Source organism: Caldichromatium japonicum, from assembly GCF_011290485.1.
Lineage (GTDB): Bacteria > Pseudomonadota > Gammaproteobacteria > Chromatiales > Chromatiaceae > Thermochromatium > Thermochromatium japonicum.
Map to the genome: position 1 here is coordinate 534,708 of NZ_CP048029.1, position 25,661 is coordinate 560,368.

27 protein-coding genes and 2 pseudogenes are annotated in these 25,661 nt (G+C 61.3%); 16 read left to right on the plus strand and 13 right to left on the minus strand.

Annotated features, from left to right (window positions below; all coding sequences use genetic code 11):
- Window positions 1-92: 92 nt before the first annotated feature.
- Both GWK36_RS02615 and GWK36_RS02620 read left to right on the plus strand, forming a co-directional pair.
- Complete coding sequence (locus tag GWK36_RS02615) at window positions 93-1,760, plus strand: glutamine--tRNA ligase/YqeY domain fusion protein (RefSeq protein ID WP_210756902.1); 1,668 nt, start codon at window positions 93-95, stop codon at window positions 1,758-1,760.
- Window positions 1,757-2,458 (plus strand): uracil-DNA glycosylase family protein, encoded by a 702-nt coding sequence (locus GWK36_RS02620; protein WP_246237630.1) that lies wholly within the window; start codon window positions 1,757-1,759, stop codon window positions 2,456-2,458. The genes GWK36_RS02615 and GWK36_RS02620 overlap by 4 nt, the downstream gene beginning before the upstream one ends.
- Here GWK36_RS02620 and pgl read toward each other — a convergent pair.
- Entirely contained in the window at window positions 2,419-3,090 is a 672-nt protein-coding gene (gene pgl / locus GWK36_RS02625; RefSeq protein WP_166269845.1) for a 6-phosphogluconolactonase, read from the minus strand. The genes GWK36_RS02620 and pgl overlap by 40 nt on opposite strands.
- Before the next feature lie 119 nt (window positions 3,091-3,209).
- Between pgl and GWK36_RS02630 the strand changes: the two genes are divergently transcribed.
- A complete protein-coding gene (locus GWK36_RS02630) occupies window positions 3,210-4,199 on the plus strand; it encodes a response regulator (protein WP_166269847.1) in 990 nt (329 codons plus the stop codon).
- Window positions 4,200-4,244: 45 nt separating this feature from the next.
- Here the strand turns inward: GWK36_RS02630 and GWK36_RS02635 are convergent, their stop codons facing one another.
- Complete coding sequence (locus GWK36_RS02635) at window positions 4,245-4,844, minus strand: hypothetical protein (protein ID WP_246237631.1); 600 nt, start codon at window positions 4,842-4,844, stop codon at window positions 4,245-4,247.
- 114 nt (window positions 4,845-4,958) lie between these two features.
- On the opposite strand from GWK36_RS02635, the gene GWK36_RS02640 reads away from it, so the two are divergent.
- Complete coding sequence (locus tag GWK36_RS02640; protein ID WP_166269849.1) at window positions 4,959-5,483, plus strand: ATP-dependent zinc protease family protein; 525 nt, start codon at window positions 4,959-4,961, stop codon at window positions 5,481-5,483.
- A gap of 285 nt (window positions 5,484-5,768) precedes the next feature.
- Here GWK36_RS02640 and GWK36_RS02645 read toward each other — a convergent pair whose 3' ends face one another.
- The gene (locus tag GWK36_RS02645) at window positions 5,769-6,533 is read right to left on the minus strand and encodes a GGDEF domain-containing protein (RefSeq protein WP_166269851.1); all 765 of its coding nucleotides are present in this window, start codon (window positions 6,531-6,533) and stop codon (window positions 5,769-5,771) included.
- Window positions 6,534-6,610: 77 nt separating this feature from the next.
- Window positions 6,611-6,961, minus strand: coding sequence for a PAS domain-containing protein (locus GWK36_RS02650; protein WP_166269853.1), 351 nt, complete (start codon window positions 6,959-6,961; stop codon window positions 6,611-6,613).
- Between the two features lie 145 nt (window positions 6,962-7,106).
- On the opposite strand from GWK36_RS02650, the gene GWK36_RS02655 reads away from it, so the two are divergent.
- The 3 genes from GWK36_RS02655 to tsaB are packed head-to-tail and all read left to right on the plus strand — an operon-like array spanning window position 7,107 to window position 10,488.
- Entirely contained in the window at window positions 7,107-7,694 is a 588-nt protein-coding gene (locus GWK36_RS02655; protein ID WP_166269855.1) for a CNP1-like family protein, read from the plus strand.
- Window positions 7,695-7,735: 41 nt separating this feature from the next.
- Complete coding sequence (prlC, locus tag GWK36_RS02660) at window positions 7,736-9,772, plus strand: oligopeptidase A (protein ID WP_166269857.1); 2,037 nt, start codon at window positions 7,736-7,738, stop codon at window positions 9,770-9,772.
- Entirely contained in the window at window positions 9,769-10,488 is a 720-nt protein-coding gene (tsaB, locus tag GWK36_RS02665; RefSeq protein ID WP_166269858.1) for a tRNA (adenosine(37)-N6)-threonylcarbamoyltransferase complex dimerization subunit type 1 TsaB, read from the plus strand. The genes prlC and tsaB overlap by 4 nt, the downstream gene beginning before the upstream one ends.
- On the opposite strand, the gene GWK36_RS02670 is transcribed toward tsaB, so the two are convergent.
- Window positions 10,458-10,703 carry a hypothetical protein gene (locus tag GWK36_RS02670; protein ID WP_166269859.1) on the minus strand — a complete coding sequence of 82 codons (246 nt, stop codon included), beginning with the start codon at window positions 10,701-10,703 and terminating at the stop codon, window positions 10,458-10,460. The genes tsaB and GWK36_RS02670 overlap by 31 nt on opposite strands.
- 373 nt (window positions 10,704-11,076) lie before the next feature.
- On the opposite strand from GWK36_RS02670, the gene GWK36_RS02675 reads away from it, so the two are divergent.
- A complete protein-coding gene (locus GWK36_RS02675; protein ID WP_166269860.1) occupies window positions 11,077-11,223 on the plus strand; it encodes a hypothetical protein in 147 nt (48 codons plus the stop codon).
- Here GWK36_RS02675 and GWK36_RS02680 read toward each other — a convergent pair.
- Together GWK36_RS02680 and GWK36_RS15980 are read right to left on the minus strand one after the other, a co-directional pair.
- Window positions 11,199-11,902, minus strand: a pseudogene (locus tag GWK36_RS02680) (IS5 family transposase). The gene GWK36_RS02675 and the pseudogene GWK36_RS02680 sit on opposite strands and share 25 nt — an antisense overlap.
- Window positions 11,903-12,165: 263 nt before the next feature.
- Entirely contained in the window at window positions 12,166-12,315 is a 150-nt protein-coding gene (locus tag GWK36_RS15980; RefSeq protein WP_425482771.1) for a MerR family DNA-binding transcriptional regulator, read from the minus strand.
- Between GWK36_RS15980 and GWK36_RS02690 the strand changes: the two genes are divergently transcribed.
- From GWK36_RS02690 to GWK36_RS02700, 3 genes are all read left to right on the plus strand, one after another.
- Window positions 12,245-12,664, plus strand: coding sequence for a DUF4147 domain-containing protein (locus tag GWK36_RS02690; protein ID WP_246237632.1), 420 nt, complete (start codon window positions 12,245-12,247; stop codon window positions 12,662-12,664). The genes GWK36_RS15980 and GWK36_RS02690 overlap by 71 nt on opposite strands.
- A 78-nt stretch (window positions 12,665-12,742) precedes the next feature.
- The gene (locus GWK36_RS02695) at window positions 12,743-12,922 is read left to right on the plus strand and encodes an MOFRL family protein (RefSeq protein ID WP_166269862.1); all 180 of its coding nucleotides are present in this window, start codon (window positions 12,743-12,745) and stop codon (window positions 12,920-12,922) included.
- Window positions 12,909-13,139, plus strand: a complete 231-nt coding sequence (locus tag GWK36_RS02700; RefSeq protein WP_166269863.1) for an MOFRL family protein — start codon at window positions 12,909-12,911, stop codon at window positions 13,137-13,139. Before GWK36_RS02695 ends, GWK36_RS02700 begins: the two co-directional genes overlap by 14 nt.
- On the opposite strand, the gene GWK36_RS02705 is transcribed toward GWK36_RS02700, so the two are convergent.
- The 4 genes from GWK36_RS02705 to GWK36_RS02720 all read right to left on the minus strand — a co-directional run bounded on the left by GWK36_RS02705 (window position 13,084) and on the right by GWK36_RS02720 (window position 15,748).
- On the minus strand, window positions 13,084-14,013 hold the full coding sequence (locus tag GWK36_RS02705; RefSeq protein ID WP_166269864.1) for an NAD(P)H-binding protein: 930 nt from the start codon (window positions 14,011-14,013) through the stop codon (window positions 13,084-13,086). The genes GWK36_RS02700 and GWK36_RS02705 overlap by 56 nt on opposite strands.
- 122 nt (window positions 14,014-14,135) lie before the next feature.
- Entirely contained in the window at window positions 14,136-14,492 is a 357-nt protein-coding gene (locus GWK36_RS02710; RefSeq protein WP_166269865.1) for an HPF/RaiA family ribosome-associated protein, read from the minus strand.
- A 203-nt stretch (window positions 14,493-14,695) separates the two neighbouring features.
- Complete coding sequence (locus GWK36_RS02715; RefSeq protein WP_166269866.1) at window positions 14,696-15,250, minus strand: hypothetical protein; 555 nt, start codon at window positions 15,248-15,250, stop codon at window positions 14,696-14,698.
- 45 nt (window positions 15,251-15,295) lie between these two features.
- Window positions 15,296-15,748 (minus strand): hypothetical protein, encoded by a 453-nt coding sequence (locus GWK36_RS02720; RefSeq protein ID WP_166269867.1) that lies wholly within the window; start codon window positions 15,746-15,748, stop codon window positions 15,296-15,298.
- Between the two features lie 232 nt (window positions 15,749-15,980).
- Between GWK36_RS02720 and GWK36_RS02725 the strand changes: the two genes are divergently transcribed.
- Window positions 15,981-17,060, plus strand: coding sequence for an IS5 family transposase (locus GWK36_RS02725; RefSeq protein ID WP_166269868.1), 1,080 nt, complete (start codon window positions 15,981-15,983; stop codon window positions 17,058-17,060).
- Window positions 17,061-17,578: 518 nt separating this feature from the next.
- Here GWK36_RS02725 and dnaE read toward each other — a convergent pair.
- The gene (gene dnaE, locus GWK36_RS02730; protein WP_166269869.1) at window positions 17,579-21,148 is read right to left on the minus strand and encodes a DNA polymerase III subunit alpha; all 3,570 of its coding nucleotides are present in this window, start codon (window positions 21,146-21,148) and stop codon (window positions 17,579-17,581) included.
- A 336-nt stretch (window positions 21,149-21,484) separates the two neighbouring features.
- Here dnaE and GWK36_RS02735 point away from each other — a divergent pair, with 336 nt between their 5' ends.
- Window positions 21,485-22,873: a YhjD/YihY/BrkB family envelope integrity protein gene (locus GWK36_RS02735; protein ID WP_246237633.1), complete on the plus strand. Its 1,389-nt coding sequence runs from the start codon at window positions 21,485-21,487 to the stop codon at window positions 22,871-22,873.
- Here GWK36_RS02735 and GWK36_RS02740 read toward each other — a convergent pair.
- A complete protein-coding gene (locus GWK36_RS02740) occupies window positions 22,826-23,131 on the minus strand; it encodes a hypothetical protein (RefSeq protein WP_166269870.1) in 306 nt (101 codons plus the stop codon). The two genes, GWK36_RS02735 and GWK36_RS02740, sit on opposite strands and share 48 nt — an antisense overlap.
- Window positions 23,132-23,223: 92 nt before the next feature.
- Between GWK36_RS02740 and GWK36_RS02745 the strand changes: the two are divergent.
- The 3 genes and pseudogenes from GWK36_RS02745 (at window position 23,224) to GWK36_RS02755 (ending at window position 25,654) form a co-directional block, all read left to right on the plus strand.
- Window positions 23,224-24,124 (plus strand): annotated as a pseudogene (locus GWK36_RS02745) (winged helix-turn-helix domain-containing protein).
- Between the two features lie 27 nt (window positions 24,125-24,151).
- Window positions 24,152-24,382, plus strand: a complete 231-nt coding sequence (locus GWK36_RS02750) for a hypothetical protein (protein ID WP_166269871.1) — start codon at window positions 24,152-24,154, stop codon at window positions 24,380-24,382.
- A 60-nt stretch (window positions 24,383-24,442) separates the two neighbouring features.
- Entirely contained in the window at window positions 24,443-25,654 is a 1,212-nt protein-coding gene (locus GWK36_RS02755; protein WP_210756836.1) for an NUDIX hydrolase, read from the plus strand.
- The last annotated feature ends 7 nt before the right edge of the window (window positions 25,655-25,661 follow it).

A 25,661-nucleotide genomic window follows, 5' to 3' on the forward strand; every position in this document is an offset into this window, starting at 1 on the left:
CTCCTGTCTCGGGCGGGGCGCTCCAGATGGGCTGATAGGTTAAGATAGATCCTTGATCGCAATCCAGCCTGCGTTGTTCACCCTTAATGATGATGACCGAAGCCTCTGAGACCCCGCGCACCCATTTCATCCATCAGATCATCGAGACTGATCTGGCCTCGGGCAGGTGTCAGCGCATCGTGACCCGCTTTCCCCCCGAACCCAACGGCTATCTCCATATCGGTCACGCCAAATCGATCGTGCTCAACTTTGGGCTCGCCGAAACCTTCGGCGGCGTATGCAACCTGAGGTTCGACGACACCAACCCGCACAAGGAAAACATCGAATATGTCGAGGCGATCAAACGCGATGTGCGCTGGTTGGGCTATGACTGGGGCGAGCGGCTGTATTTTGCCTCGGATTATTTCGAACAGCTCTATCAGTTCGCCATTGAGCTGATCCACAAGGGGCTGGCTTATGTCTGCGACCTCTCGGTCGAGGAGGTCCGTGCCTATCGCGGGACCCTGACCGAACCCGGGCGCAACAGCCCCTGGCGCGACCGCTCGGTCGAGGAGAATCTGGATCTCTTTCAGCGCATGCGCGCCGGCGAGTTCCCTGACGGCAGTCGCACTCTGCGCGCCAAGATCGACATGGCCTCGCCCAATATCAATCTGCGCGACCCGGTGCTTTATCGCATCAAGCACGGGGTCATCCATCATCAGACGGGCGATGCCTGGTGTTTATATCCCACCTATGACTATACGCACCCCATCTCGGATGCGCTCGAGGGGGTGACCCACTCGCTCTGCACCCTCGAGTTTGAGGACCATCGCCCGCTCTATGACTGGGTGATCGAGCACGTCTCCGTCCCCAGTCGCCCGCGTCAATACGAGTTCAGCCGACTGAATCTCGAATATACAGTGATGAGCAAGCGCCGGCTCACCGAGCTGGTCGATGAGGGCCATGTCAAGGGGTGGGATGACCCGCGTCTGCCCACCCTAGCAGGACTGCGCCGACGCGGCTATACCCCCTGCGCCATCCGCACCTTCTGCGAGCGGATCGGGATCACCAAGTCTGAAGGTCGGGTCGAGATGGCGATGCTCGAGAATGCCATCCGCGAGGACCTGGATGCCACCGCCCCGCGCCGCCTGGCGGTCTTTTATCCGCTCAAGGTGGTCCTGGTGAACTATCCGGAAGAGCGCCTCGAGTGGCTTGAGCTTTCCAATCACCCCAAGGACCCGGCGCAGGGGACCCGCCGCCTGTCCTTTGGCCGAGTGCTTTATATCGACCGGCGTGACTTCGAGGAGCACCCGCCCAAGGGCTTCAAGCGCCTGACCCCAGGCGGCGAGGTGCGTCTGCGTGGTGCCTATGTGATCCGCGCCGATGAGCTCATCAAGGATGATTCGGGGGAGATCAGCGAGCTGCGCTGCTCGGTGGATCTAGACACCCTCGGCAAGGACCCTCAAGGGCGCAAGGTCAAGGGGGTCATCCAATGGGTCTCGGCCGCGCATACCATCCCTGCCGAGATCAGGCTCTATGACCGGCTGTTTAGGGTCCCGGTCCCCGGCGCCGACGGCGATTGGCGCGCCGACCTCAATCCGCATGCGCTCAAGGTCATCCATAATGCCCTCGTCGAGCCGAGCCTCGCCCAGGTCGAGGTGGGCGAGCGCTTCCAATTCGAGCGCGAGGGCTATTTCACCGTCGATCCCGACTCGACCCCGACGCGACCAGTGTTCAATCTCACCGTCGGGCTGCGCGATACCTGGGGACGAGGGGCGTGAACACCACCCAGGATACGGCGGCGCGTAGCCAAGCGCTCAAGGCCTTGCATGCGCGCCTCGAGTCCTGCTGCCTGTGTCCGCGCATGCAGGGTCCAGCGGTGCACGGCGAGTCGGTGTTCTCGCCGGTGATGCTGATCGGCCAGGCCCCGGGGGCGCGCGAGATCAGCGAGCGGCGCCCCTTCTGCTGGACCGCGGGCAAGACGTTGTTCAAGTGGTTCGCCCCCTTGGGCCTGGATGAACGCGCTTTTCGCGCGCGCGTCCTGATGAGCGCGGTCTGCCGCTGTTTTCCGGGCAAAAACCCCAGGGGCGGGGACCGGCTGCCGGACGACGAGGAGGTTGCGCACTGTCAGAGGTGGTGGCTTAGTGAACTTGAGCTCCTGCGCCCCCGGCTCATCCTGCCGGTGGGTCGGCTGGCCATCGCCCAGCTCTTGCCTGCCGCGCGTTTAAGCGAGCGCATCGGTCGGCAGTGGGTCTATCGTGCCCCCCAAGGCTGGAACGCCGATGTCATCCCTCTGCCACACCCCTCTGGTGCCTCGACCTGGTTCAAGATGGAGCCCGGGCAGACCCTGTTGCAGCAGGCCCTGGCACTCATCGCCGCCCATCCCGCCTGGCAAGCGCTGGTGGCCGAGGCGGCGCAGGACGCCCAAGGAGACTTGGCTCAGCCCCATGCCGCGGCATCGGCCAGGATCAGCAACTGACCGCGCGGTCTGATGCGGGCGATGGGCAGGTCTTCACCCGCGCGAAGGCGCGCCAGGGCCTGGCGTTTGCCCTGACCTGAGACCAACATCAGCACGGATTGGCAGTTGCTCAGCGCCCGCGGGCCCAAGGAGACCCGCTCGGGCGGGGGCTTGGGGGCATCATAGACGGGGATGACTAGGGCATCCGCATCGCTGGGATGACCGGGAAAGAGGCTTGCGGTATGCCCGTCCTCACCGAGCCCAAGCAGCACCAGGTCGAAGGGCAGGTGCCCTTGGATCAGGTCAGTATAGCGAGCTGCGGCAGTCTTGGCCCCGAGTTCTGCGGGGATGGGGTGGATCTTCTGGGGGGGGATCGGTACGCGATCGAGCCAGTTCAGACGCGCCGCCTGGTCGTTGCGCTCCGGGTGCGTTTGTGGCAGACAGCGCTCATCGCCAAAAAAGACCTCCCAGTGCCCCCACTCCGCCGACATCTCGGCAAGACGGCGATAGGTCGCAAGGGGGGTCTGACCGCCGGCGAGCACCAGACGAAAGCGCCTGCGGGCGGTGATGGCGGCCTCGGCGGCGACGAGCACCTGGCGCGCCGCAGCCTCGGCGAGCTGCTCTGAGTCGGAAAGGCAGTGGAACTCGATCATGGATGGTCTAGAGGGGGATGCAGCGCACGCCTTAGGCTAACATAGAGCCCTAGGATCAGCTGTGCGATAGACCACCCGCTATCCCCAACCCCCTTGCAATCCATCAGAGGGACCCCGCGATGAAGATACTGCTGGTCGATGACTCCAAGTCGGCGCGCTATGCGCTGCGGTTGCAATTGCAAAAGCACGGAATCGAGGTCGAGATAGCCGAATCGGCCGAGGATGCCTTCGCCAAGCTCAAATCGAGCCTGCCCGATGTGATCTTCATGGACCATCTGATGCCCGGGCTCAATGGTTTCGAGGCCTTGGACATCCTCCGCCAAGACCCGCACCTGGCGGCCATCCCGGTGGTTATGTGTACCTCGCAGGAAGAGGACGAGTTCGCCGAACAGGCGCGTGCCAAGGGGGCCTTCGCCATCCTGCCTAAGTCCTCGGCGCCCGAACGCCTGCCTGACCTACTGGATCGTCTGAAGGCAGCGCTTGCCGCTGCCTCTGTCGCTCCTGCCCCTGTTGTCAGCGTACCGCCCGAGATACCTGTCGCTGCACCCGCTGGTCTGTCGGAAGAGGCGGTCAGCCGGTTGATCGAGACCCAGCTTGCCGAACGCTTGCCGCGATTGCTCACCCCCCTGCTCGAAGAGCTGCGGCGCGATCTCACCGAGGCCCTACGCAATGAGACCCGCCGCCTGATCGATGAGGCACGCGCTGCCGACCAGTCAGCCCCGCCCCGGCCGACCCTGGCAGATCTCCAGGCCATGGCGACCCATTTGACTACCGAGACCCTGCCTGATCTGATCCGCCGCACCCTCCAGACCGAGCGTGCTCAGATCCAGGATTGGGTCAACCAGAAGTTGAGCGAGATACTGGCGAGCCGTACCCAGGATTGGGTAAACGCCGAGGAGATCGCGCACCAGGTGGTCTCGGCTGCCCAGCGCGAGGTGCGGCAGGCAGAGGAGCGGGTCATCGCCCAGGCCCAACAGGTTGCCCAGACCCTGGAGCAGCGGCTGCGCAACTCCCTGGGCCTGATCTATGGCCTGCTCGGATTTGTCGCCCTGCTGGGATTGGGCGCGGCAGGGGCTGTGTATTATCTCTTGACCTCGCCTCTAGGCTGAGGTCGGTCGGTGTGGTTGCAGGGGTCTGGTGGATGCGGCGAATCATTATTGGGCGCCGTCGCCGCCCGGTGCCGCTCCCTCACCGGCAGGTGCGCCGCTGCCGTCGGTAGATGCGGCCGGCGCTGCGCCGAAGAGCCCAGCGCGGGCGCTTAAGCCGGGGACCTCGAAACGCATCTCCGGCCAGACCGCCAGCCCTTTGGCCGCCGAGACCGTTCCGCCCGTGACCTCATCCTTGCTGGTGCCGCTCAAGGCCGTGCGCACCACCATCTGGCTTTGGCCGGTGATACCGGTGAGCTTACCGGTACCACCGGTGAGGGTGAAGGTCCCCTTGCACACCCCGGGTTGCCCTTCGCAGGCGTATTCGGCAAAGACATAGTCTCCGCTGGGGCTTTCGATCGCGCAATACCCCTGGGCCGAGATGGTATTGTTGAGCACATAGATGATCTGGGTGGAGGGGCAGGTAAAGATCGCGGTATCCAAGAGCCCATCGCCATGTTCGATATACATGATCCCCTCGAAGGTCCCGATGAATTGGAGCTTATCCACCGCGACTTGAAAGATCTGACCATTGGCCTCCCAGGGGGCCATAATCTTGGCGGTGCCGACCTCAGCGGCGGCGGGCAGGGCAAGTGAGCACAGGATCATCAATGAACGGCTGAATGAGAGACGGCGCATGGGCGTTGACGGAGGACAGTGAAGGAATGCTGTTTATTGTAAGTTCGATCGATTGCGCGATGATATAGTCGAGAGAGGCAGAGGATGGTGGCTGAGGCACTACATAGCCCGACTGAGGACAAGGACAGCGAGCGCCCCCCAGGCGCACGTCCATTGTTGCTGGGCTGGCGCGAATGGCTGGCTCTGCCCGATCTGGCTCTGCCAGCGATCAAGGCCAAGGTCGATACGGGGGCGCGGACCTCGACCCTGCATGCCTTCTATGTCGATCCGTTCAGGCGCGCCGGCCAGCGATATATCCGGTTTGGCGTCCATCCACTTCAGGGCCGGACCGATCTCGTGGTTCACTGCGAGGCATCTGTGCTTGATCGGCGTTTGGTGAGCGATTCGGGCGGCCATCGTGAGGAGCGCTATGTGATCGCGACCCTCTTGGTACTGGCCGATCAACGCTGGACGATCGAGCTCACCCTGACCAATCGCGAAACCATGCGCTTTCGCATGCTGCTGGGACGCTGTGCCATCCGCGGCCGGGCCTGGGTTGATCCAGGGAGCTCGTTCCTGACGGCTCGGATCGAGCATCCGTGGGAGGTCTATGCCCAGGCTATCCGCTAGCCCACCCCTGCGCGCACAATTCGATGTGCACAAAGACGGTCGTGATGCATATCCCCCGGACCTTTCGCCCCAGCGATCGCCTGTACATGGATGGACTCTCTCCGCGCACTGCGGTCAATCCGTCTTCGCGGGACGTCTTGCCACGCTTGTCCTGGATCTGCCGCACGCAGATTTGCTCGCGTTCCCTGCCGATCGCCAACACCCGACCGCAACCTCTGCGCGCGGATGGCGGTTCGCTTTGCCATCCTCGCCCTGAAGAACGAGTCCTGTCGCTCATTGGTCGAGTTAATCGGCGATACACACCCGATTGCGTCCGCTGCGTTTCGCTGTATACAGCGACCGGTCGGCGGCCTGGATCAGTTTGACTAGGTCTGTTCCATGCAGATCCATACCAGCGATGCCGATGCTCACCGTGGCGCCAAGTCTTTCGCCGTTGTTTAACTCGCACGGGGTGGATGCCAGATGCTGCCGGAACTTGTCCATGAGAGCTTGGGCACAGTTGCTATTGGCACCAGGCAAAAAGACCGCGAACTCCTCGCCTCCATACCGACCGATCACATCGCTTGCGCGAAGTGAGGCACGTAAAAGCTGCGCAAAATGAACCAAAATCTGGTCGCCAACCAGATGGCCGTGGCTGTCGTTGATGTGTTTGAAAAAATCGATATCGATCAGGGCAAGCGACCCAGGCTGTGCGCTCGGCCAGGTGTTCAGGATCTGATGTTGTACACGCCCCAAAAAGCCGCGGCGATTAAGCAGCCCAGTCAGGGGATCGGTGAGCGTCTGCTCGATGAGAGTATGTTCCTTGATCTTTTGGGCGGTGATGTTGCGCTCGATGGCGGCAAAATGTGTGACTTCTCCCCAACTATTGCGCAAGGGGAAGATATTGACCTCGATCCAGTATTCTTGCCCATCCTCGGTATTGGGGCCCTGGAGGACGCGCGGCGTCTGACCGATGATTTCCTCAGCTGTGTAGCCGGTTAGCTCTGTAAATGCCTGGTTCACATAGAGAATACGCGGGCCCTCTCCCGTCAAGGGATTGGCCTCGGTCACGACCACGATATCGAGGGCATGAGCGATGATCTGCTCAAAAGGGATATCCTGTTTGTTTCTGGTGATGTCGATGAAGGTTACAACGACCTTGGCGAGATTGCCTTGGTCATCGCAGCAGAACGGCTGTCAATGATGCCGATAACCTGGTTGGTCAGGGGCTGTCCGCTTGCCAAGACCTGATTGACCGGATAGCGCTCAACTGGCAGGGTGCGGCGGTCCTCATCGAGAAAATGCCATGCCGGATCGAACGCTTCCTTGCCCAGGGCCTGATCCAGGGTCAGACGCAAAAGCTGCAAGGCTCGCGCATTGGCATAGAGGATCTCGGTCCTTGGACCATGCACCACCACCCCGGCATGTAATGAATTGAGCAGGGCGTTCGGATCGATCGCAGGGAGGGTATGTCGTCCACCGGCGGTCGGTTGATGCATACCTTTGATCACTCGACACATTACCTGGATAAATTGCAGTTGCCTTGTCTAGGCAACCTCAAAACAACATGGATGTTAACCTGGCCCTCATCAAGGGGGATCGGAATATCGTTATGCCATGTATCACACTGCCAAATTTAGGCCTATGCCGATTCATTTGAGCAAAATCCGCGCTGGGATTTGGGGTGGTTGGCTGACCAGCACAGTACTTGCGACCGCGCTCAACGCCGCCGAGCAGAGCCCTTTCATCCATGAACCCGAACCGCCGGTCCCGGCGAGTGTCAACACCCCTTTGCCCTGGTCAGAAGATCCAAGCTGGCTGCCGCCCCTGCCGCAGGAGGCAGATTTATTGCCGTTAAACGTCGCTAGCGGCTCTGGGGTATTCCGTTATTTTATAGATGGGCGCAATCTGGTTATAGGCCAGGATGGGGTGGTGCGCTATACCATCCTTATCCGCTCACCGTCAGGGACCCCGAATCTGTCGTTCGAGGGGATCCGCTGTACGGCGCGCGGGCAATATCGGGTCTTTGCCTATGGTACAGACCAAGGCTTTACGCCGGTTGATCAGGATTGGCAGCCGATCGGCCTAGATAGCGAGCCCTATCGCATCCAGTTGTGGCGCCACCATCTGTGTCTTCTGGATGTCTATCGACCGCGCTCGGTCGCTGAGATCAAACGTTCGCTCCAGATCCAGGGTGGGGCTGGAGGGGGTCAGGGTCTATTGTCTGACTAACTCAAGAGATCGCTTGTTTTAGCAAACACACTGGAACCTGCATGTCCAATCCATTGCTTACTGAAGGCCTGCCGGCCTTCGATCGTATCCGCCCCGAACATGTCGAACCTGCTGTCGAGACGCGGCTTGCCGAGTGCCGCAGCACCATCGCGCGCCTGACCACTGAGATTGAGGTCCCTACCTGGGAGAACTTCGTCGAGCCGCTCGATGAGGCCAATGATCGGCTGGAGCGGACCTGGTCGCCGGTGGCGCATCTCAATGCCGTACTCGATAGCGAGCCTTTGCGCGCGGTTTATAACGCCTGTCTGCCCAAGCTCAGCGATTATGGCACCGAGGTGGGCCAAAACGAGGCACTCTTTGCCGCCTATCGCGCGGTTGCCGCCCAAGAGCATCTCGATCAGGCACAGCGCAAGTTCTTGGAAAACACCCTGCGCGACTTTCATCTCTCGGGGGTGGACCTACCGCCAGAACAGAAGGCGCGCTGCAAAGAGATCAGCCAGGAGCTTGCACAACTCACGAACAAATATGGTGAAAACGTCTTGGATGCGACCCATGGCTGGAGCAAGCACCTCCAAGACGACAGTCGGCTCTCTGGATTGCCGGAGTCGGCCTTGGCGCTGGCGCGTCAGAACGCCAAGCAGCGGGGGCTGGATGGCTGGGTCTTGACCCTAGATGTGCCCTGTTACCTGCCGGTCATGACCTATGCCGATGACCGGGACCTGCGCTATGAGCTCTATGAGGCCTATGGTACCCGCGCCTCGGATCAAGGGCCGCATGCCGGGCGCTGGGACAATGGCCCACTCATGGAGCGTATCCTTAGGCTGCGCCATGAGCTGGCCCAGTTACTGGGCTTCAATAACTACGCCGAACGCTCGCTGGCGACCAAGATGGCGCGCTCGCCGCAAGAGGTCATGGGCTTTCTCGAGGATCTGGCAGATCGCTCCCTGCCGCAGGCGCGCCGCGAGTTCGCCGAGCTTTCAGCGTTCGCCCGTGATCGATACGGGATCGAGCGGCTTGAGCCCTGGGATATCGGCTATTACTCGGAAAAGCTACGCCTCCATCGCTATCAGATCAGCCAGGAGGAACTGCGCCCCTATTTCCCGATCGATCGGGTCTTGCAAGGTCTCTTTGCGATCGTCGGGCGTCTCTTCGGTATCCGCATCGAGGAGATCGAATCTTTCCCTACCTATCATCCCGATGTGCGCTTTTTCGAGATCCGTGATGCAGGCGGCGAGCTGCGCGGTCAGTTTTATCTCGACCCCTTCGCCCGTCCCAGTAAGCGGGGCGGGGCCTGGATGGATGCCTATGCCAATCGGATGCACACCAAGTGCTATGACCAGATCCCGGTGGCCTATCTAGTATGCAATTTCATGCCGCCGGTCGGGGAGCGCCCCTCATTGCTCACCCATGATGAGGTCCTGACCCTGTTCCATGAGTTCGGACATGGATTGCATCATCTGCTCACCCGGATCCATTATTCGGGGGTCGCCGGTATCAATGGGGTACCCTGGGATGCAGTGGAGCTTCCCAGTCAATTCATGGAAAACTGGTGCTGGGAGCGCGAATCGCTCGATCTGTTCGCGGCACATTGGGAAACCGGCGAGCCTCTGCCGGAGGCGCTCTTTCAGCGGATGATCGCGGCCAAGCACTTCCAGTCAGCGATGCAGATGGTCAGACAGCTCGAGTTTGCGCTCTTTGACTTTAGGCTCCATCTAGAATATGACCCAGAGCGCGGCGGTCTGGTCTATGAGATCCTGGAGGAGGTCCGCGATCGTGTGGCGGTTATCCGCCCGCCCGCCTTCCATCGCTTTGCCCATAGCTTTTCGCACATCTTCGCCGGTGGCTATGCGGCGGGCTATTACAGCTACAAATGGGCGGAGGTGCTCTCTGCCGATGCCTTTTCGCTCTTCGAGGAGCGCGGGATCTTTGACCCGACCGCTGGCCGGTCGTTCTTGGAGAACATCCTGGAAAAGGGTGGCTCAGAGGACGCGATGGATCTATTCATCCGTTTTCGCGGACGCCACCCCAGGATCGATGCCCTGTTGCGTCACTCTGGAATCATTGCCGAGACTCCATGAGGCTACTTGCGATCGATACCTCGGGCCCGTCCTGTTCAGCCGCCCTATTGCTCGGGGGCGAGGTCATCCAACAGATCGCCCTCACTCCACGGCGGCAGGGTGAACTGATTCTGGGGATGATGCAAAGCCTGTTGGATCAGGCGGGGCTTGAGCTCAAGGGGTTGGATGCATTGGCCTTTGGCCGCGGTCCCGGCTCATTCACCGGTGTGCGGATCGCTGCCGCAGTCATCCAAGGCGCTGCGTTCGGGGCGGGGTTGCCGGTGGTGCCAATCTCGACCCTGGCTGCCATCGCCCAAGGACAGTTCAGGCGTTCAGGCCACCGCCGGATTTTGGCCACCCTCGATGCCCGTATGGACGAGGTCTATTGGGGCTACTATGAGATCGGCGCTGGGGGTCTTGCCTTATTACAGGGGGCGGAAAAGGTCTGCGCGCCGGAACGGGTAGAGCTACCACCAGACGATGGCTGGTATGGGGTCGGCTCGGGTTGGGGTATGCATGGCGCACAGTTGTCCCAACGGCTTGGAGGCGCGCTCACCGGATCCAACCCCGAGGCGATCTGCGAGGCCGAGGACATCGCGCGTCTGGCCGCTGCCGACTTTGGTGCGGGGCACTGGGTCGAGGCGACCCAGGCCCTGCCGGTCTATCTGCGCGACCGGGTGACGCAGGTCCAGCCCATGAGTGCATTTCAAGGTCTATTAGAAGACGGTCGCCGCTGATCGTGCTGACAATGGCGTTGGAGACACTGGATCACATAGGCAAAGAGCGCGGCCTCGCTCACCACGAAGGTGGTCAGTGCACCGCTCAAACGTTGGCCAAAACTGAGCGGGGTCAGACCCAGGACCAGCCAAGTCAGATAGGTGATGACGCCGGCAATGATCGATGCCAGCAGGAAAGGCCATAGCGGATTGCTACATTTAGCGCACAGGGACATGGAGGGGTTCCGTTGGGCAAGGCGGTGCATCAGACCGCGGGTGGCCGAATCATAAGTATCTGATGATGGACCTGCAATCCGTCTCCACCGCCGCAAACACCCCCAAGGGACAGCGCAAGACACCCAGTTGGTCCTCAGCCGGCCATGTCGTCATCTCGGCGCATGCCGGCATCAGAGCGATGGATCCTCCGTTCAGCAGTGCCTATCCCTGATCCCTGGGTAAGGCAGGGGCAGGTTCGCCAGGGTAACCGGCGTGTACGCGATCCCTTCCATGGCGCATGACCCGCGTCCCCTTCTCCTCGATTTAATGTAGATAGGTCTGGATGCCGTCGCCAGCGTGCGGTTCGTGCAAACGGCATTGGAGCGACGCCCCTTGCCCAAGGTCCCGGTTTGGATCGATGCCGTCGGCAAAGCGCCTGCATCCATGACCGAGGGTGCGCTTGCCGCCCTCGGCGATGCCTGTTGGGGGCTTTTGGTTATTCTCAATCAAGTCAATCAGGCGATGGTGCAAGCCAGATAAACGAACGACAGGGAAGACGAGGCGAGCTTGTCGTAGCGCGTGGCGATGCGTCTGAATTGCTGGATGCGACAGAAGAAGCGCTTGATCAGATTGCGGTTTTTGTAGAGATGCCGGTTGAACGAGCGCGGATTGAGTCGGTTGGAGCGTGGGGGGATGACCGCCTGGCTGCCCTGTGCGGTCACCGTTTCGACAAGGGCATCCGAGTCGTAACCCTTGTCGGCAATGACGCACTCGGTCGGTTGGTCCTGGATTAACGCCGCGGCCTGCTCGATGTCGGCGACCTGCCCTGCCGAGAGAATGACGCGCAGCGGATTGCCCAAGGCATCCACCGCAACGTGCAGTTTGGTCGTCAACCCGCCCCGCAAGCGACCGATTTCCTGTTGGCCCGCTTTTTTAGGGCGCCAGCAGAATGTGAGTGGGTGCGCACGATGGTCGAGTCGATGAACAGATGCTCCATGTCGGCATCGCCTTGCAGTGCGGCGGCCACGCGCTCCCAAACACCTTTCTCGCGCCAGCGCGAGAAACGCACATATGTCCGGTGCCAGTGGCCCAGCTCGGCTGGCAAATCGCGCCACAGACAGCCGGTGCGCATGATCCAGAGCACGGCTTTGACAACGCGCCGGTTGTCCCTCGCTGTGCAACCCGGATCGCTCTTCTTCCCCGGTAACAGCTGCTCAATGCGTGCCCACCGCTCATCTCATAACATCTTCCGCTCCATCCTGACTCCTGCGCAAAAGTCAGGATATGACCAGACTTCACCCACTGTGAACAGCCCCTCGCCATGTCAGTGACTGTGAACGATTTATGCAACCTCGCTTGCATATGACATAGCACTATGCGCACGATTGAGAAGAGGACCTAGCTCTGGCTTCTGCGCAGCACTGGATACGCGACAGTAGGCATCAATCCGCATTGGCTCTGATACCTTATTGCGCAAGCCAATCAACTCGCGGATTTGTGCCTCGCGACTGTTCGCGCCACCAGGATCAAACCCCCTTCGCGCTCCCAGCGTTGCAAGGTCTTGACCGAGACGCCAAGCCGCTTCGCCGCCTTGCCTGTGCCCATCATCGCGCTTTCCATGTGGAAAATCATCCACTATCACGCACAGCTTGTAATACTAGGGTTGGCTCCTCAGGATGAGGGTGCGCAGGTGCTGTCGCGGATCAAGGGCGGTGGGCTGTTGGCCCAGCTGCGAGGGCGCAAGGTCCGGCAATTGGCCATATCCGATGTGCCGGGCGATCGCGCAGAGCTCATCGGTTCTGGGCCCTTGGTGCCGGTTGCCGATCTCGCAGCAGAGCTGAGATCGCTCGACTTGCCGGCTTGCCTGAGGTCTTGGGTGGACAAGGGTCTTTCCGACGCCACCCTGCCTCTTAACGGCCCTCAGGTTGAGCTCGTCTTAAGCTCAGCCCAGGACGCAGTCGCTGCCGCTGCTCGCGCCTAGAGACTTGCCGTCTGGCGCTCGCCTAAGCCCTTAACCGACGATGCTGAGCGTGCGGGGCAGCACATCGCCCGCCAGCTCATGGGCGCAGATCCTGGGATCTATGTGTGCGGTGGCGAGACTACGCTCCGGCTGCCGCCTCATCCAGGACGCGGCGGACGCCATCAGCATCTCGCCTTGGCCGCAGCGAGCGAGTTGGTGGAGCGCACCGACTGCTGGCTGCTGTGCATCAGTAGCGATGGCACGGATGGCCCCCCATGAGGATGCCGGCGCCCTGATCGATGGTCAGACGGTTGCGCGGGGCGAGCTTGCAGGGCTCGCCGCCCGCTTTTGTCTGGAGCGCTTCGACTCAGGGCGCTTCTTGGAGACGAGCGGCGACCTGCTCCATACCGGTCCTACGGGCACCAATGTCATGGACCTAGTCATCGGCTATCGCGCAGATAGCCGAGTTGCTCGACCCCAAAACGGGTCGGGGTGAGGCCAAACCTGGCAAAGCTATCGTTGCCGGTGCAGACATTGCCCTCAAGCAACATCTGGATCTGATCGCGAGTGATCGGAAACCAGGAGAAGCGATCGAAGAGCCCCGCCGCAAGTTTGATCGGCAGCACCGGTGCCGGCACCATCGCCTTGGTGCGCCCGCAGGATGCGGCGATGGTGGTCAGGATCGCCTTCCAGCTCAGGCGCTCGGGGCCGCAGAGCGGATAGATCTGAGATTCGGTACGCGGTTCGCTCAGGGCCAGGACAAAGGCGCGGGCGACGTCCTGGACGCTGACCGGCGCTAGCTCAAAGAGCCCGGCCTGCGTCGGCAACAGACCAGAGAAGAACAGGGGTGCCGGCAGGGGGCTGTCGATGATCTCCCGTTTGAGCTGGGAGCAGAACTCCATTCGGCCCTCGGGGTCGCCGAAGATCACCGAGGGCCGAAAGATGGTCCATTTGAGGCCAGAGCCTTTAAGGGCTTCCTCGGCGCGATACTTGGTGCGCTGATAGGCCGTGCCGTCCGGCCGCACGCCGTTGGCGCTCATCAGGATGAAGCGGTTGACGCAGTTTTCTTGGGCGGCGGCGATGGTATCGACCACCCCCTGATAGTGCATGGCCTCGAAGGTGATCCCGCGCGCGGGGAATTCACGCAACAGACCGATCAGATAGATCACCGCATCGCAACCGCGCACGCACTCGACCAGGGCGCCGAGGTCGCGCACCTCGCCGCGGACGAGCTTGCAGGCCACAGGGTCTGCGACCTTGTGCTCGCTGCCCGGGCGCACCAGAAGATGCGGCACATGGCCTTCGGCTAGAAGCTGACGGGTGATATGCAGGCCGACGAAGCCGGTCCCGCCGATGACCGCAACCTTCATGCAGAGAGTCCTCATCGCTGGATGGATAGACAGCAGGGATCAGATACGGACACAACCCCTATTAGGGATGGCCGGCGATCCCCCATCATTGGGGATGACGGCTGCTGCCGCAAGGCTTGGCCTCAACGCGCGATCTGGGCTCCGGCTACAACCGGGGCGGTGGAAGGGGCTAGAGCGGATAAGCGTTGACGGCGCAACCGCCGCAGGGCCTGATGTGCGGCATCGAAAACACCGGTGATGGCCTCGTTGGGCAATTTGCGCGTCTCACGCATCACCATCTGCTGGCCGGAGCCCAGTTTGGCGCTGAGCTCGCAGCGCACCCGGTGACCGCGTAACGGATCGAATTCTTCTTGGATATTGAACTGAGCCTCGCTCAGCTCGTCGGAGAAACGTTCCATGAGTTTGCTGCCTTCCTTTTCGATCTGCTGACGGATAGCGGCATCCAGCGCTAGCATGTCGCCGCCGATCTTTAGGACCATACCTAGAGTTCTCCATGAAGACGGTCCGCCTGCAAACTATTGGTACAGGGGACCGGTGGATTTGATTTGCAGATGAGCACCTAAACAGGTTGCTTGAGTTGAGCACGTCGCAGAGGTATCTCTCGGGGCATGTAAACTGAGTGGCGAGATGCGCGACGGCACATGGATGATGGCCTCTGAGTCGGCGAAATGCAAGCATGAAATCATCCCAGGAGGTTGCGATAGGCACGGCGAAAGTCCTGATAGGCCTCCCAGCCATCCTTGTCCATGACCTGATCGATTACCCACCGGTTTTCATCCGCCTCGCCCATGAGGGTTTGGATAGTATGGCCGAGATGACGCAAAAAGGCATAGCTCGGGCCCTCATCGGTCAGTTGGAACTCGGCATATTCATCCGAACGCTCATTCAGGCGCGCAAGGAAGGCTGCCGCATGATCGCCTGGACCTAACAGGTCTTCGCCATTGTCTTGGACATGGGCGCAGAGACGTTTGGCAAACTCCACAATCAGTGCTCGGCGCTCGGCCTCGGCGAGCGCTTCAAAAGCTAAGCGATCGGCGACTTGGAGCAGAAAGGCCAGATATTCCTGGATCACTGCCAGACGCTGGGCGTCGTCGCGATAAACAAAACGCTCGCAGTGGAGATTGATCGCCTTGGCCAGCGCAATCCGCCAGGCAACCGCCGCCAGCGCGCTGGCAACATCTCCGAGGGAGCGGTCGCGTGTCTCGTCCTTCCAGCGTGTCTTAAGATGCAATGCCATTTTTCCCTACTCCGTCAGAATCGGCTCACAAACCCATCGCCCTGTTCAGCGACAGGGGATGAAAAACGGATTCCCTAGCGCCTCGCTGCACTGGCTGCCGACTGAAGGAGATAGCGGTTGTTTCAGCTCAGCCGGCAGGGTCTCGCGGCCTATCTGCAACAGCTCGCGCGCCAGGCGACAAGGCTCGGTCTCACCGCAGCGCCCATCGGCACCACAGACCCGCTCGATCAATGCGCTGCAGGGTCCAAGCGTGCGCTCATCCGTCTCTTCCTGGCGTGGGGGAGGGGATTCCCAGGCGCGCAGCATGGGCTCGGTCGGTACCGCTACCCCATCGCGCACGATCACCACCGAGCCATCCTCGAGGCGGTGTACCCCATCCCACAATGGGGCGCGCTGCCCTGCTTCCAAGCGCCAGGCGCGGTGTGTACCTGACTCGACCTCAATGCGCGCACCATCGCTCAGGCGTGCGCCCCAGTGAGCAGCCGTGGAAGATTGCATTGGGCCAAGGACTAGGACGATCCCGCTAAGCACCACATAAGCATGGTGCCTGGTCAGGTTTGTAGAGAGGTATAGCCTGTGCCAGCCCTCTCTGCTCCAATCAGCTCCCATGATGACCTCTTTGAAAATCGTTGCGATCGAAGTTTAACAGACCGTTGAAAAATCCCCTGCCGACCCCCGCGTCGGGCGGTACGATCTGAAGTCAACCGAGAACGACGCACAGACGAGCACGATGAGAGGCAATCCAAACTTCCAGGGGGCGATGTTCAGCTACATCAGCCTTGAAGAGCGCGTGCCGCAGGCCCACCCACTGCGCAAGCTGCGCGCCGTGGTCGATGCGTTGCTGGCAACCATGAACCGCGAGTTCGAAGCGGTCTACGCCCGCCGCGGCCGCCCCTCGGTGCCGCCGCAGATGCTGCTCAAGGCCTTGCTGCTGCAAATCCTGTTCTCCATCCGCAGCGAACGCCAGCTGGTCGAAGCCATCGACTACAACCTGCTCTATCGCTGGTTCGTGGGTCTGAACATCGAAGACAAGGTCTGGGACCACTCGACCTTCAGCGCCAACCGCGAACGCCTGTTCAATGAAGACCTTGCGCGCGCCTTCTTCGAGCGCGTCAAGCGCAGCGCGCAGTGGGCCAAGCTCGCCAGCGACGAACACTTCAGCGTCGACGGCACGCTCATTGAGGCCTGGGTCTCGCACAAGAGCTTCAAGCGCAAAGACGACGACAGCGGCACGACGCCTGGGCGCAACCCCGAGGTGGACTTCAAAGGGCAGGCGCGCTGCAACGACACCCACGAGAGCACCACTGACGCCGATGCCCGGCTTTACAAGAAAGCCCCAGGGGACAAGTCCCGTCTGTGCCACATCCTCATGGAGAACCGCAACGGCCTGATCGTGGATGTCGAGATCACCCACGCCAGCGGCACCGCCGAGCGCGAGGCGGCGCTGGCGATGCTCAAACGGCGGGGCAACACAAACAAGCGGGTCACAGTCGCAGCCGACAAGGGCTACGACACCAAGGACTTCATCGGGGGTTGCCGCCAACTCAAGGTCACGCCGCACGTGGCGACCAAGGACAAGCACTCGGCGGTCGATGGCCGCACCAAACGGCACGAGGGCTACAAGACCAGCCTCAAAGTGCGCAAGCGTATCGAAGAGGCCTTTGGCTGGATCAAGACGGTGGGCGGTCTGGCCAAGACCAAGCTGATCGGCCAGGCCAAGCTCACGGGCCAGGCGCTGCTGTGCTTTGCCACCTACAACCTGGTGCGCCTTGGGGCAATCGGCGGCTGGTGGGACGCGCATCATGCGTGAGTCCTGGGATACGTGCGCCCAAGGCAAGATGGCCTGAAAAGGCTTCGCCAAATGGGCAAAACGGCCTGCAAACAGGCCGAAATGCACGTCGCAATCGCTGCACAGCCGCGTCTGGGCGGCTCGATTCTTCGAAATCAGCGCCCCTGATGCGTTCGAAGAGCACTTTTTCAACGGCATGCTAAAAGACATGCTTAACAGGCCGTTGAAAAACTACTGCGATGGGCCATCTGCGGCGTTGCGCGGTGTTGGCTTCGGCCGCTGCGCTTAACATCGGCTGCGCCGATGTTAGCCTCCGCCGAAACCTGGTTTTCGCTCCCTCGCCTATCTACTTGATATGTGGTTTCGGCATAACATTCGCTTCGCTCATGTAAGCCTTCACCGAAACATCGCCTACGGCTCGTTTTCTCGGTCGCTGCGCTCCGGGCGCCTTGCATCTGGCTATCCTCGCGACGTTTTTCAACGGCCTGTTAGGTCGAATGCGCCGCAAAGTACTGCGTATCTCATTGCATCCCTAGTCTTCAAGACACTGCCGATAGCCGTGGCAGTGCTTCTGGGCCAGGGAGCGATTGGGGTAGGCGCTCATAGGAAACGCTGACCCCCGTTGGACCCAGCAATTGGCGCAACTCCTTGAGCAGGGCGTCCGCGGGCCTCACCCGCCAAGCGCGTCCAAGCATCAGTTCGCCCTGGGCCCCTGGGCAGCGATAGAGCAGACGGATCGGCAGGCTGCGCTGGGGGTCGGTCTCGCGATAATCGGCCAAGAGCTCGCGGAGTGCCCGCACCCGCTCCAGTCCTTGGGCATGAGCGGCAGGGTCGGACAGATCGAGTAGGAGGAACAGATGATGGGCGCTCGCCGCGCGCGCCTCCTCAAAGAGGCGTACCGAGTCGGCGCGTAGCGACCAGGTGTCGCGAAAATCATCGAAACTCAAGGTCCCCCTGACGCTGAGGATCTGATCGATTGCAAGCAAAGGGCGCACCTGCTCATAGAGTTCGGAAAAGACTGTGACCTCGATGCGCCCCGTGCGGTCATCGAGCACCATCGACCCCAGCCGTCCGCGGCTGCCCTTGCTATGGCGGACATTGACGACCAGGCCCACCAGATGGTAGAGCTCGCGTTCACGCCGCCCAAGCTCGCGGTCGGTCTCGAGCAGACGTGCGATGCGGATGCAGCCCATGGAGCGAAGTTCATCTTCATAGCGCGCCAGCGGGTGGCCGGTGAGATAAAGCCCGAGGGTCTCCTTTTCGCCGCGCAGCCGTTCCTCGTCCTCCCAATCGGGAAGCGACTCACCGGCGGTCTGGGGATCAGGGCGCGGTGGATCGCTCGATCCTGAGGCGCCAAAGAGATCTACCTGACCGGCGGCGCGGCGCTCGCGATATTGCTCAGCGGCCCGAAGCGCCAGGGGTAGATGCCCCATCAGGGTGGCGCGATTGGGGCCCAGGGCATCGAGCGCCCCCGCACGGATCAGGGACTCAAGGACCCGCCGGTTGACCCGCTGTAGATCCACCCGCATGCACAGATCCCAGAGGTCGCGGAAGGGGCCTTGGGCGCGCGCCTGGAGGATGGCCTCGATCGCCGACGCCCCGACCCCCTTGATGGCTCCCAGACCATAGAGGATCGCCTTCTCCCTGGCGATGCTGAAGCGATAGTCCGAGTGGTTGATCGCCGGCGGCTCGATGCGCAGACCGAGTGAGCGACACTCGTCGATCAAGGTGACCACCTTGTCGGTATTGTCCATGTCCGCCGAGAGGACCGCCGACATGAACGCCGCCGGATAATGCGCTTTCAGCCATAGGGTCTGATAGCTGACAAGTGCATAAGCCGCCGAGTGTGACTTATTAAATCCATATCCAGAAAAATACTCCATGAGATCAAAGATCTGGGCGGCGAGCTGGCGATCGACCCCGCGCGCCTCGGCACCTGACTCAAAGGTTGCCCGCTGCTTGGCCATCTCCTCTGGCTTCTTCTTGCCCATCGCCCTGCGCAGGAGGTCGGCGCCACCGAGCGAATAACCGGCGAGGACCTGGGCGATCTGCATCACCTGTTCTTGGTAGAGGATGATGCCGTAGGTGGGCTTGAGGATCGGCTCAAGATGGGGATGGAGGTAAAGGATTGGGGCACGCCCGTGCTTGCGCTCGATAAAGTCATCGACCATCCCCGACTGCAAAGGTCCAGGGCGAAAGAGGGCCACCAGCGCGGTGATGTCGTCGAAGCAATCGGGCTGGAGCTTTTTGATCAGCTCGCGCATCCCGCGCGATTCAAGCTGAAAGACCGCTGTGGTCTCGCAGCGTTTGAGCATGGCGAAGGCGTCAGGGTCATGGGGGTCGATGCGCTCGAGATCGATGAGTGACTCGCCGCGCGCCGCGCGTTGGGCATTGATGGTCTTGAGCGCCCAATCGATGATGGTGAGCGTGCGCAGTCCCAAAAAATCGAACTTAACGAGCCCGACCTGTTCGACGTCATCTTTGTCGTATTGAGTGACCGGGTCCTCGCCACCCGGTTCGCAATAGAGGGGCGTGAAGTCGGTGAGCTTGCCAGGGGCGATCACCACCCCGCCGGCGTGCTTGCCGGCGTTACGGGTCAGACCCTCGAGCTTGCGCGCCATGTCGATCAGCGCTCGCACCTCCTCGTCGTCCTGATAGACGCGCCTGAGGTCCTCACTCTCGGCGAGCGCCTTATCCAGCGTCATCCCTGGCTCGAAGGGGACCATCTTGGCGATCTTATCGACGAATCCATACGGATAGCCCATCACCCGCCCGACATCGCGCACCACCGCCTTGGCGGCCATGGTGCCGAAGGTGATGATCTGGGAGACCGCCTCGCGCCCGTATTTTTGGGCGACATATTCGATGACGCGGTCGCGTCCCTCCATGCAGAAGTCGATGTCGAAGTCTGGCATCGACACCCGCTCTGGGTTCAAAAAGCGTTCAAACAGGAGGTTGTGGGCGATCGGGTCAAGATCGGTGATCCGGATGGCATAGGCCGCCAATGAACCTGCCCCCGAACCGCGCCCGGGGCCTACGGGGATGCCGTTTTCCTTGGCCCAGCGGATGAAGTCGGCGACGATCAGGAAATAACCGGCAAAGCCCATCTGGGTGATGACGGCAAGCTCGCTCTCCAGCCGCTCCTCATAGAGCCGGCGCCGCTCGGCAGAGTCAGGGTCGGCGGGGTCCAGGATGTGGCTGAGTCGTTCGTTCAGACCGCGGCGGCACTCCTCGGCAAAGAACGACTCAGTGGTCATGCCGGCAGGCACGGGAAAGATGGGCAAATGCGGCTTGCCGAGCTTAAGCTCCAGGTTACAGCGCTTGGCGATCTCGACCGCATTGACCAGGGCCTCGGGGAGATCGGCAAAGAGCTCAGACATCTCGGCGGGGGTGCGCAGATATTGTTCCTCGCTATAGAGCCGCGGGCGGTCGGGGTCATCCAGCATGCGCCCCTGATGGATACAGACCCGCACCTCATGGGCCTCGAAGTCGTCCGGGCTCAAGAAACGCACATCGTTGGTCGCAACTACCGGCACCCCGCGGCGGAGGGCGAGGTCAACGCACGCCTCGATCCAGTGGCCTTCCCGGCCTCGCCCAGTGCGTACCAGCTCCAGGTAATAGCGATCGCCAAAAACCTTGAGCCAACGGTCGAGGACCCGCTCGGCCTCTTTGGTGCGACCCTTCACCAGCGCCTCGGCCAGGTCGCTGCCTGGGCCTGCGAGCGCGATCAGGCCCTGGTGATGTCCCTTGATCCATGCCGGATCGACCTGGGGGAAACCGGCCTCTTGACCCTTGAGAAAGCTGCGCGAGACGAGCTCGATCAGATTGCGATAACCCCGCTGGTCTTGGATCAACAGGACCAGGCGATGCGGTTTGGTAGGGTCCTCGGGATGGCGTATCCACAGATCGGCACCGGCGATCGGTTTGATACCGGCGGTAACCGCCGCCTTGTAAAAACGCACCAGGCCAAAGAGATTGCCTTGATCGGTAAGGGCAACGGCAGGCATTCCAGCCTTGGCGACTGCATTGACCAGGGGTTTGAGCTGGATCAGACCATCGACCAGGGAGTATTCGGAATGTAGATGCAAATGGATAAAACGGCTGTCCACGGCTGCCTGTATTGCAAGAGGGGAACAAGGGGTGATCGGCCACAGGGTGGCTAGTCTAATCGGCAAACCACCCCGATTCCGAGATGGAAAAAACCATCAAAAGCAGCCGCTGGATAGGCGCCATCCTCAGTCTACAAGGGCCCTCGCAGATCCATAGGTTAGCGCAGGTACGGACTCGCAACCGCACCTATCCACTGGCGAGCGGGATTTGCAATCCTCAAGCATCCAGATTTAGACTGGTTAAATTTGGGATGATGTTAAACACAGATCGTACAACGTTGCCCGCCGCTGCGGGGCCCAGCGGAGTCAGCGCCGCCCTCCTGGATATGGCGGTGCATGCCCATCAAGCCGCCAAAACCCATGCCCGCAATCCATGCCAAGATCAAAGAACGCCTGTGGGGGGCCGATCCCGCCCAACTCGCCCCCACTCTGCGTTGGGCCCTCTATCTTGGACGTTTAGTGTATGCCCTGGCGCGCGACCTGAGCGATAGCCAGCTTGGCCTCTATGCGATGAGTCTGGTCTATACCACCCTGTTGTCCCTGGTGCCGCTCTTGGCCGTGAGCTTTTCAGTGCTCAAGGGGTTTGGGGTGCACAGCCAGCTTGAGCCCTTACTTGCCAATGCCTTGGCCCCCCTAGGGGAATCAGGCGCCGAAATCACCCGCCAGCTCGTGGGTTTTGTCGATCGGATGCAGGTAGGGGTGCTCGGGGCGCTGGGCTTGGGGATGCTGTTTTATACGGTGCTGTCCTTGATACAGAAGATCGAGCAAGCGTTCAACTATGTCTGGCGGGTGGATCAGGAACGCGCCCTGGCCCAGCGGGTGATCGAATATCTGAGCGTGCTCACTATCGGGCCCGTGCTGTTCTTTTCGGCCATTGGGGTCTCGGCCTCACTGGGCGGCAATCCCTTGATTCGCTCGTTCATGGATTCGGAGGCGATCGATTGGATGCTGCGGGCAACGGGCATCCTGGCGCCCTATCTCATGATCTCGGCGACCTTTGCCTTTGTCTATCGCTTCGTACCCAATACCGAGGTGCGGCTGCAATCGGCATTGCTGGGGGGGGTCGTCGCGGGTCTGCTGTGGGAGACGATCGGCGGGCTTTTCGGTCAGTTCATGGCCGGCTCGACCCAATACACTGCCATCTATTCTAGCCTGGCGATCCTCATCCTGTTCATGCTGTGGGTCTATATCGGCTGGCTGATCCTGCTCTTCGGCAGCAGCCTCGCTTTTTACCATCAGCATCCCGAGCTACTGGAGACGCCGGAGCGTGAGCCGAGCTTAAGCCCCCGCGAACGCGAATGGCTAGCCTTGCGGCTGGCCGCCTGGATCGCCCGCGCCTATCTCGACGGTGCACCGCCACCGCACTGTGAAGCCCTGGCCCGGCTGATACGTCAGTCAGCGCAGGCGATTCGTCCGACCATGGATCTACTCGAACAGGGCGGCTATGTGGTACGCACGGCCGCGAGCCCTGCCGGCTATGTGCTCAGACGCCCGCCCGAGGCCATCTCCATACTGGAGATTGTCGAGCAGGCGCGGCGTTGCGGCGAGGGGCAGTGGGGGAATAGACGACTCGACCCGCCGATCAGCGACCTCATGGCCTGTATCGACACCGCCTTGGCGTCCTGTCTGGAGGGGATGACCCTGCGGATGCTCGCCGAGCGCCTGGCCGAAAACCGCTCAGGCCAGATTGCCGATCAGGACGATAGTCAGCACGATCGCGCATAGTGGGCCTGCGATCCAGAGCGCGACCTGGCTGAGCCGGTATCCCTGGGCCAGGCGCAGACCGATGATCCCCAGGATCAGGCCCAGGACAGCGCTCCCCGTCCCAGAGAAGAACAGCCATTGGACGCACTCGGTCTGACAGGTGCGTCCCTCATAAGGCCCAGATAGCATGGCAACCGCGCTGGAGGCGATCAGCGCCCAACCGGCGAGCGCCAAGAGGATAGCGGGTATGGCAGCGATCTTACTCATGACGGTGTTCAAGGCTCCAGCCCTCCTGTTCTGAAACACATGCTTTTGAAATTGAGTGAGCTGTCTACTTTTGAAATTGAGTGAGCTGTCCTGATGTCGTGGGCATGGAAAGACGAGACATGAGATTGCTGTCGTTTGCGGCGCGCGAAGAGCGGCGGCGTGGCTGGAGGTATGAAGCGATAGGCGCGCAGAGGGGATTGTTGGGCGCAGGGGTGTTCGACATCTGCAAAGGCTATGGGCGCGAAGGGGCCCAAGGGAAAGGGGGGTGGGCGCAAGGTGGGTGAGAAGCGGGCGCTGTTGGCGGAGCAGGACGCCCAGATACGCAAGCTCATGTGCGACGGGACACCGGATCAGCTGAAGCTGCCGTTTGCGCTGTGGAGCCGGCAGGCGGTGCGGCAGTTGATCCTCGACCGTTTTGGCATCGAGCTCAGGCCGCAGGGGGAAGGCAAGTACATGGTGCGCTGGGGATTGACGCCCCAGAAACCGATTCGGCGCGCCTATGAGCAAAGCCCGCCGGCGGGCAAGACGTGGCTTGAGGAGATCTACCCGGACATTGCCCGGCGCGCCAAGGCCGAGGGCGCCGAAATCCACTGGGGCGATGAAACGGGGCTGCGCTCGGACGAGGTGCGCGGCAAGGTGCGTCGGAAGGCGTTCGCGGGGGCGATGAACGCCGACATCCTGATCGACTTCATGAAGCGGCTCGTCAAGGACGCCAGGGGCAAGAAGATCTTCCTCATCCTCGACAACCTGCGCGTGCATCACACCAAGCCGGTCAAGGCCTGGCTGGCTGCATGCGCCAATCAAATCGAGGCCTCCTCCCTCCCCTCCTACAGCCCAGCACTGAACCCCAACGAGATGCTCAAGGCCACCATCACCGCGCAGGCGCCCTCCCGCGCCAAGGGCGATCTCAAGAAGGCGACCGTCAGCCACCTGCGCCGCCTTCTCAATTCCCCCCAACGCGTCATGCGCTACTTCCAGCATCCCAAGCTCCATGATGCCGCGTAATACAAGTTCATTGGTTTCGGATCAATAATGGTGTATTGCGAATCGTATCTGAACCGGACCCAGTTGATGGGGCAGCGATTTGTCATTCTGCGCGCCGAGATGAAGAAAAAATTAGGTGGGCTGAAGGGTAAGAAAGGTCTAGAATTGGAGGTGTTAATGCTACCGCCAGATGAGTCTTACATCTCCAGTCTGGCCGATCAGGTGGCGACGACTCCGTACCTGACCAAATCCTTCATTCTTTTCTTTAAGGCGGCCTAAATGGACAAATAACACCAACAGTGGGATGGTGGCCGGCCTCCGGACGGGCTGGCAGAGGGGTTGGGCGAAAACTCACTCGGAAACCCGGAGTTCGTTTCCGAGTTGGTAGCTCAGTTCGCGGGCGAGATCCAGGCGATCTGCAAGCGCGGCGAAACAGGCGAGCTGGACATTCCGGACGTCGAGCGCGAGATGCAGGAAGCCAGCCGGCGCATGTCGGCGATCTTCACCGGCAAGACCAAGGGGTATCGCGTTACCACTTGGAACACGGCCAGGCTCGGCGGCCTGGAGTCTAAGGCGCGCGTGTTCCTGGCGTCGCTGAAGGTCAACTACGGGAACGACTTCTGGTTCGACAACAGCGATCCGGTGGCCGGGCTGTTTTTCGCCCTGGCGCATCAGGTCGTCAGCGCCTACCTGGCGGCGCGTAATGGCGCGACCGAGCACCACTTACCCGATGCCATGCAGTATGTCATCTGCATGCTGATGGGGTATCCGGATCCGCCGGTCGAGTCCGAGCCGCTGCAAAAATCCCAAGTCCATGGCTACACCAAGCGCGACGGCACCTATGTCAAGCCGTACGCGACTAATGTGGTGGCCAAGCCAAAGCCGGCGCCTGGCGGGGGCGTCAAAGGCCACACAGCGCCCCCCAAGCCAAAGCCGATCCCCAAGGCGATCCATCCCAAGCCCAACGACGTCGGCGAGCCTGTTGGCCTGTACGAGCCGCACGTCGAGACCGATGCGGCGCACTGGGGTCAGCCGGACAAGATCGCGACCTTCATCCCGCGCGGTCTGGGCGGGGACTGCCCGTACAAGCTCTATGGCGGGAACGCGGTCGAAGGCCAGAAGCCCGATCTCAAGGAGCCGCCGTTGCCCGAGGTTGCCAAGGGCAAGCATCTGTCCGTTGGCGTGGTGGTCGAGGAGTCCGACGGGCGAGTCTGGACGATCTCGCCATCCAATCGGTTTGGCGGATACGACAACACGTTCCCCAAGGGTACGCTTGAGGATGGCATCAATCCGCAAGCCTCGGCGATCAAGGAGGCGTTTGAAAAGTCTGGACTCAAGGTCGAGATCACCGGATTTCTGGCTGACGTCGAGCGCGGCACATCGACGACACGCTACTACCGGGCCAAGCGCGTCGGCGGCGATCCGACCGACATGGGCTGGGAGTCCCAGGCGGTGCATCTTGTCCCGCGCGAACGGCTGGCCGCGCACCTTCAGAGCAAGTATGACCAGCCGCTGATTGCAGCGCTGACCAACAACAACGAGAAGAGTTGAGATACAC

What these genes read in the sequence shown, in the direction of transcription:
- GWK36_RS02615 (WP_210756902.1), top strand. Translation starts at nt 93, where the DNA reads ATGACCGAAGCCTCTGAGACCCCGCGCACCCATTTCATCCATCAGATC.
- pgl (WP_166269845.1), bottom strand. Translation starts at nt 3,090, where the DNA reads ATGATCGAGTTCCACTGCCTTTCCGACTCAGAGCAGCTCGCCGAGGCT.
- GWK36_RS02630 (WP_166269847.1), top strand. Translation starts at nt 3,210, where the DNA reads ATGAAGATACTGCTGGTCGATGACTCCAAGTCGGCGCGCTATGCGCTG.
- GWK36_RS02635 (WP_246237631.1), bottom strand. Translation starts at nt 4,844, where the DNA reads ATGATCCTGTGCTCACTTGCCCTGCCCGCCGCCGCTGAGGTCGGCACC.
- GWK36_RS02640 (WP_166269849.1), top strand. Translation starts at nt 4,959, where the DNA reads ATGGTGGCTGAGGCACTACATAGCCCGACTGAGGACAAGGACAGCGAG.
- GWK36_RS02650 (WP_166269853.1), bottom strand. Translation starts at nt 6,961, where the DNA reads ATGCATCAACCGACCGCCGGTGGACGACATACCCTCCCTGCGATCGAT.
- GWK36_RS02655 (WP_166269855.1), top strand. Translation starts at nt 7,107, where the DNA reads ATGCCGATTCATTTGAGCAAAATCCGCGCTGGGATTTGGGGTGGTTGG.
- prlC (WP_166269857.1), top strand. Translation starts at nt 7,736, where the DNA reads ATGTCCAATCCATTGCTTACTGAAGGCCTGCCGGCCTTCGATCGTATC.
- tsaB (WP_166269858.1), top strand. Translation starts at nt 9,769, where the DNA reads ATGAGGCTACTTGCGATCGATACCTCGGGCCCGTCCTGTTCAGCCGCC.
- GWK36_RS02670 (WP_166269859.1), bottom strand. Translation starts at nt 10,703, where the DNA reads ATGTCCCTGTGCGCTAAATGTAGCAATCCGCTATGGCCTTTCCTGCTG.
- GWK36_RS15980 (WP_425482771.1), bottom strand. Translation starts at nt 12,315, where the DNA reads ATGATTTTCCACATGGAAAGCGCGATGATGGGCACAGGCAAGGCGGCG.
- GWK36_RS02695 (WP_166269862.1), top strand. Translation starts at nt 12,743, where the DNA reads ATGGGCGCAGATCCTGGGATCTATGTGTGCGGTGGCGAGACTACGCTC.
- GWK36_RS02700 (WP_166269863.1), top strand. Translation starts at nt 12,909, where the DNA reads ATGGCCCCCCATGAGGATGCCGGCGCCCTGATCGATGGTCAGACGGTT.
- GWK36_RS02705 (WP_166269864.1), bottom strand. Translation starts at nt 14,013, where the DNA reads ATGAAGGTTGCGGTCATCGGCGGGACCGGCTTCGTCGGCCTGCATATC.
- GWK36_RS02710 (WP_166269865.1), bottom strand. Translation starts at nt 14,492, where the DNA reads ATGGTCCTAAAGATCGGCGGCGACATGCTAGCGCTGGATGCCGCTATC.
- GWK36_RS02715 (WP_166269866.1), bottom strand. Translation starts at nt 15,250, where the DNA reads ATGGCATTGCATCTTAAGACACGCTGGAAGGACGAGACACGCGACCGC.
- GWK36_RS02720 (WP_166269867.1), bottom strand. Translation starts at nt 15,748, where the DNA reads ATGCAATCTTCCACGGCTGCTCACTGGGGCGCACGCCTGAGCGATGGT.
- GWK36_RS02725 (WP_166269868.1), top strand. Translation starts at nt 15,981, where the DNA reads ATGAGAGGCAATCCAAACTTCCAGGGGGCGATGTTCAGCTACATCAGC.
- GWK36_RS02735 (WP_246237633.1), top strand. Translation starts at nt 21,485, where the DNA reads ATGCCCATCAAGCCGCCAAAACCCATGCCCGCAATCCATGCCAAGATC.
- GWK36_RS02750 (WP_166269871.1), top strand. Translation starts at nt 24,152, where the DNA reads ATGGTGTATTGCGAATCGTATCTGAACCGGACCCAGTTGATGGGGCAG.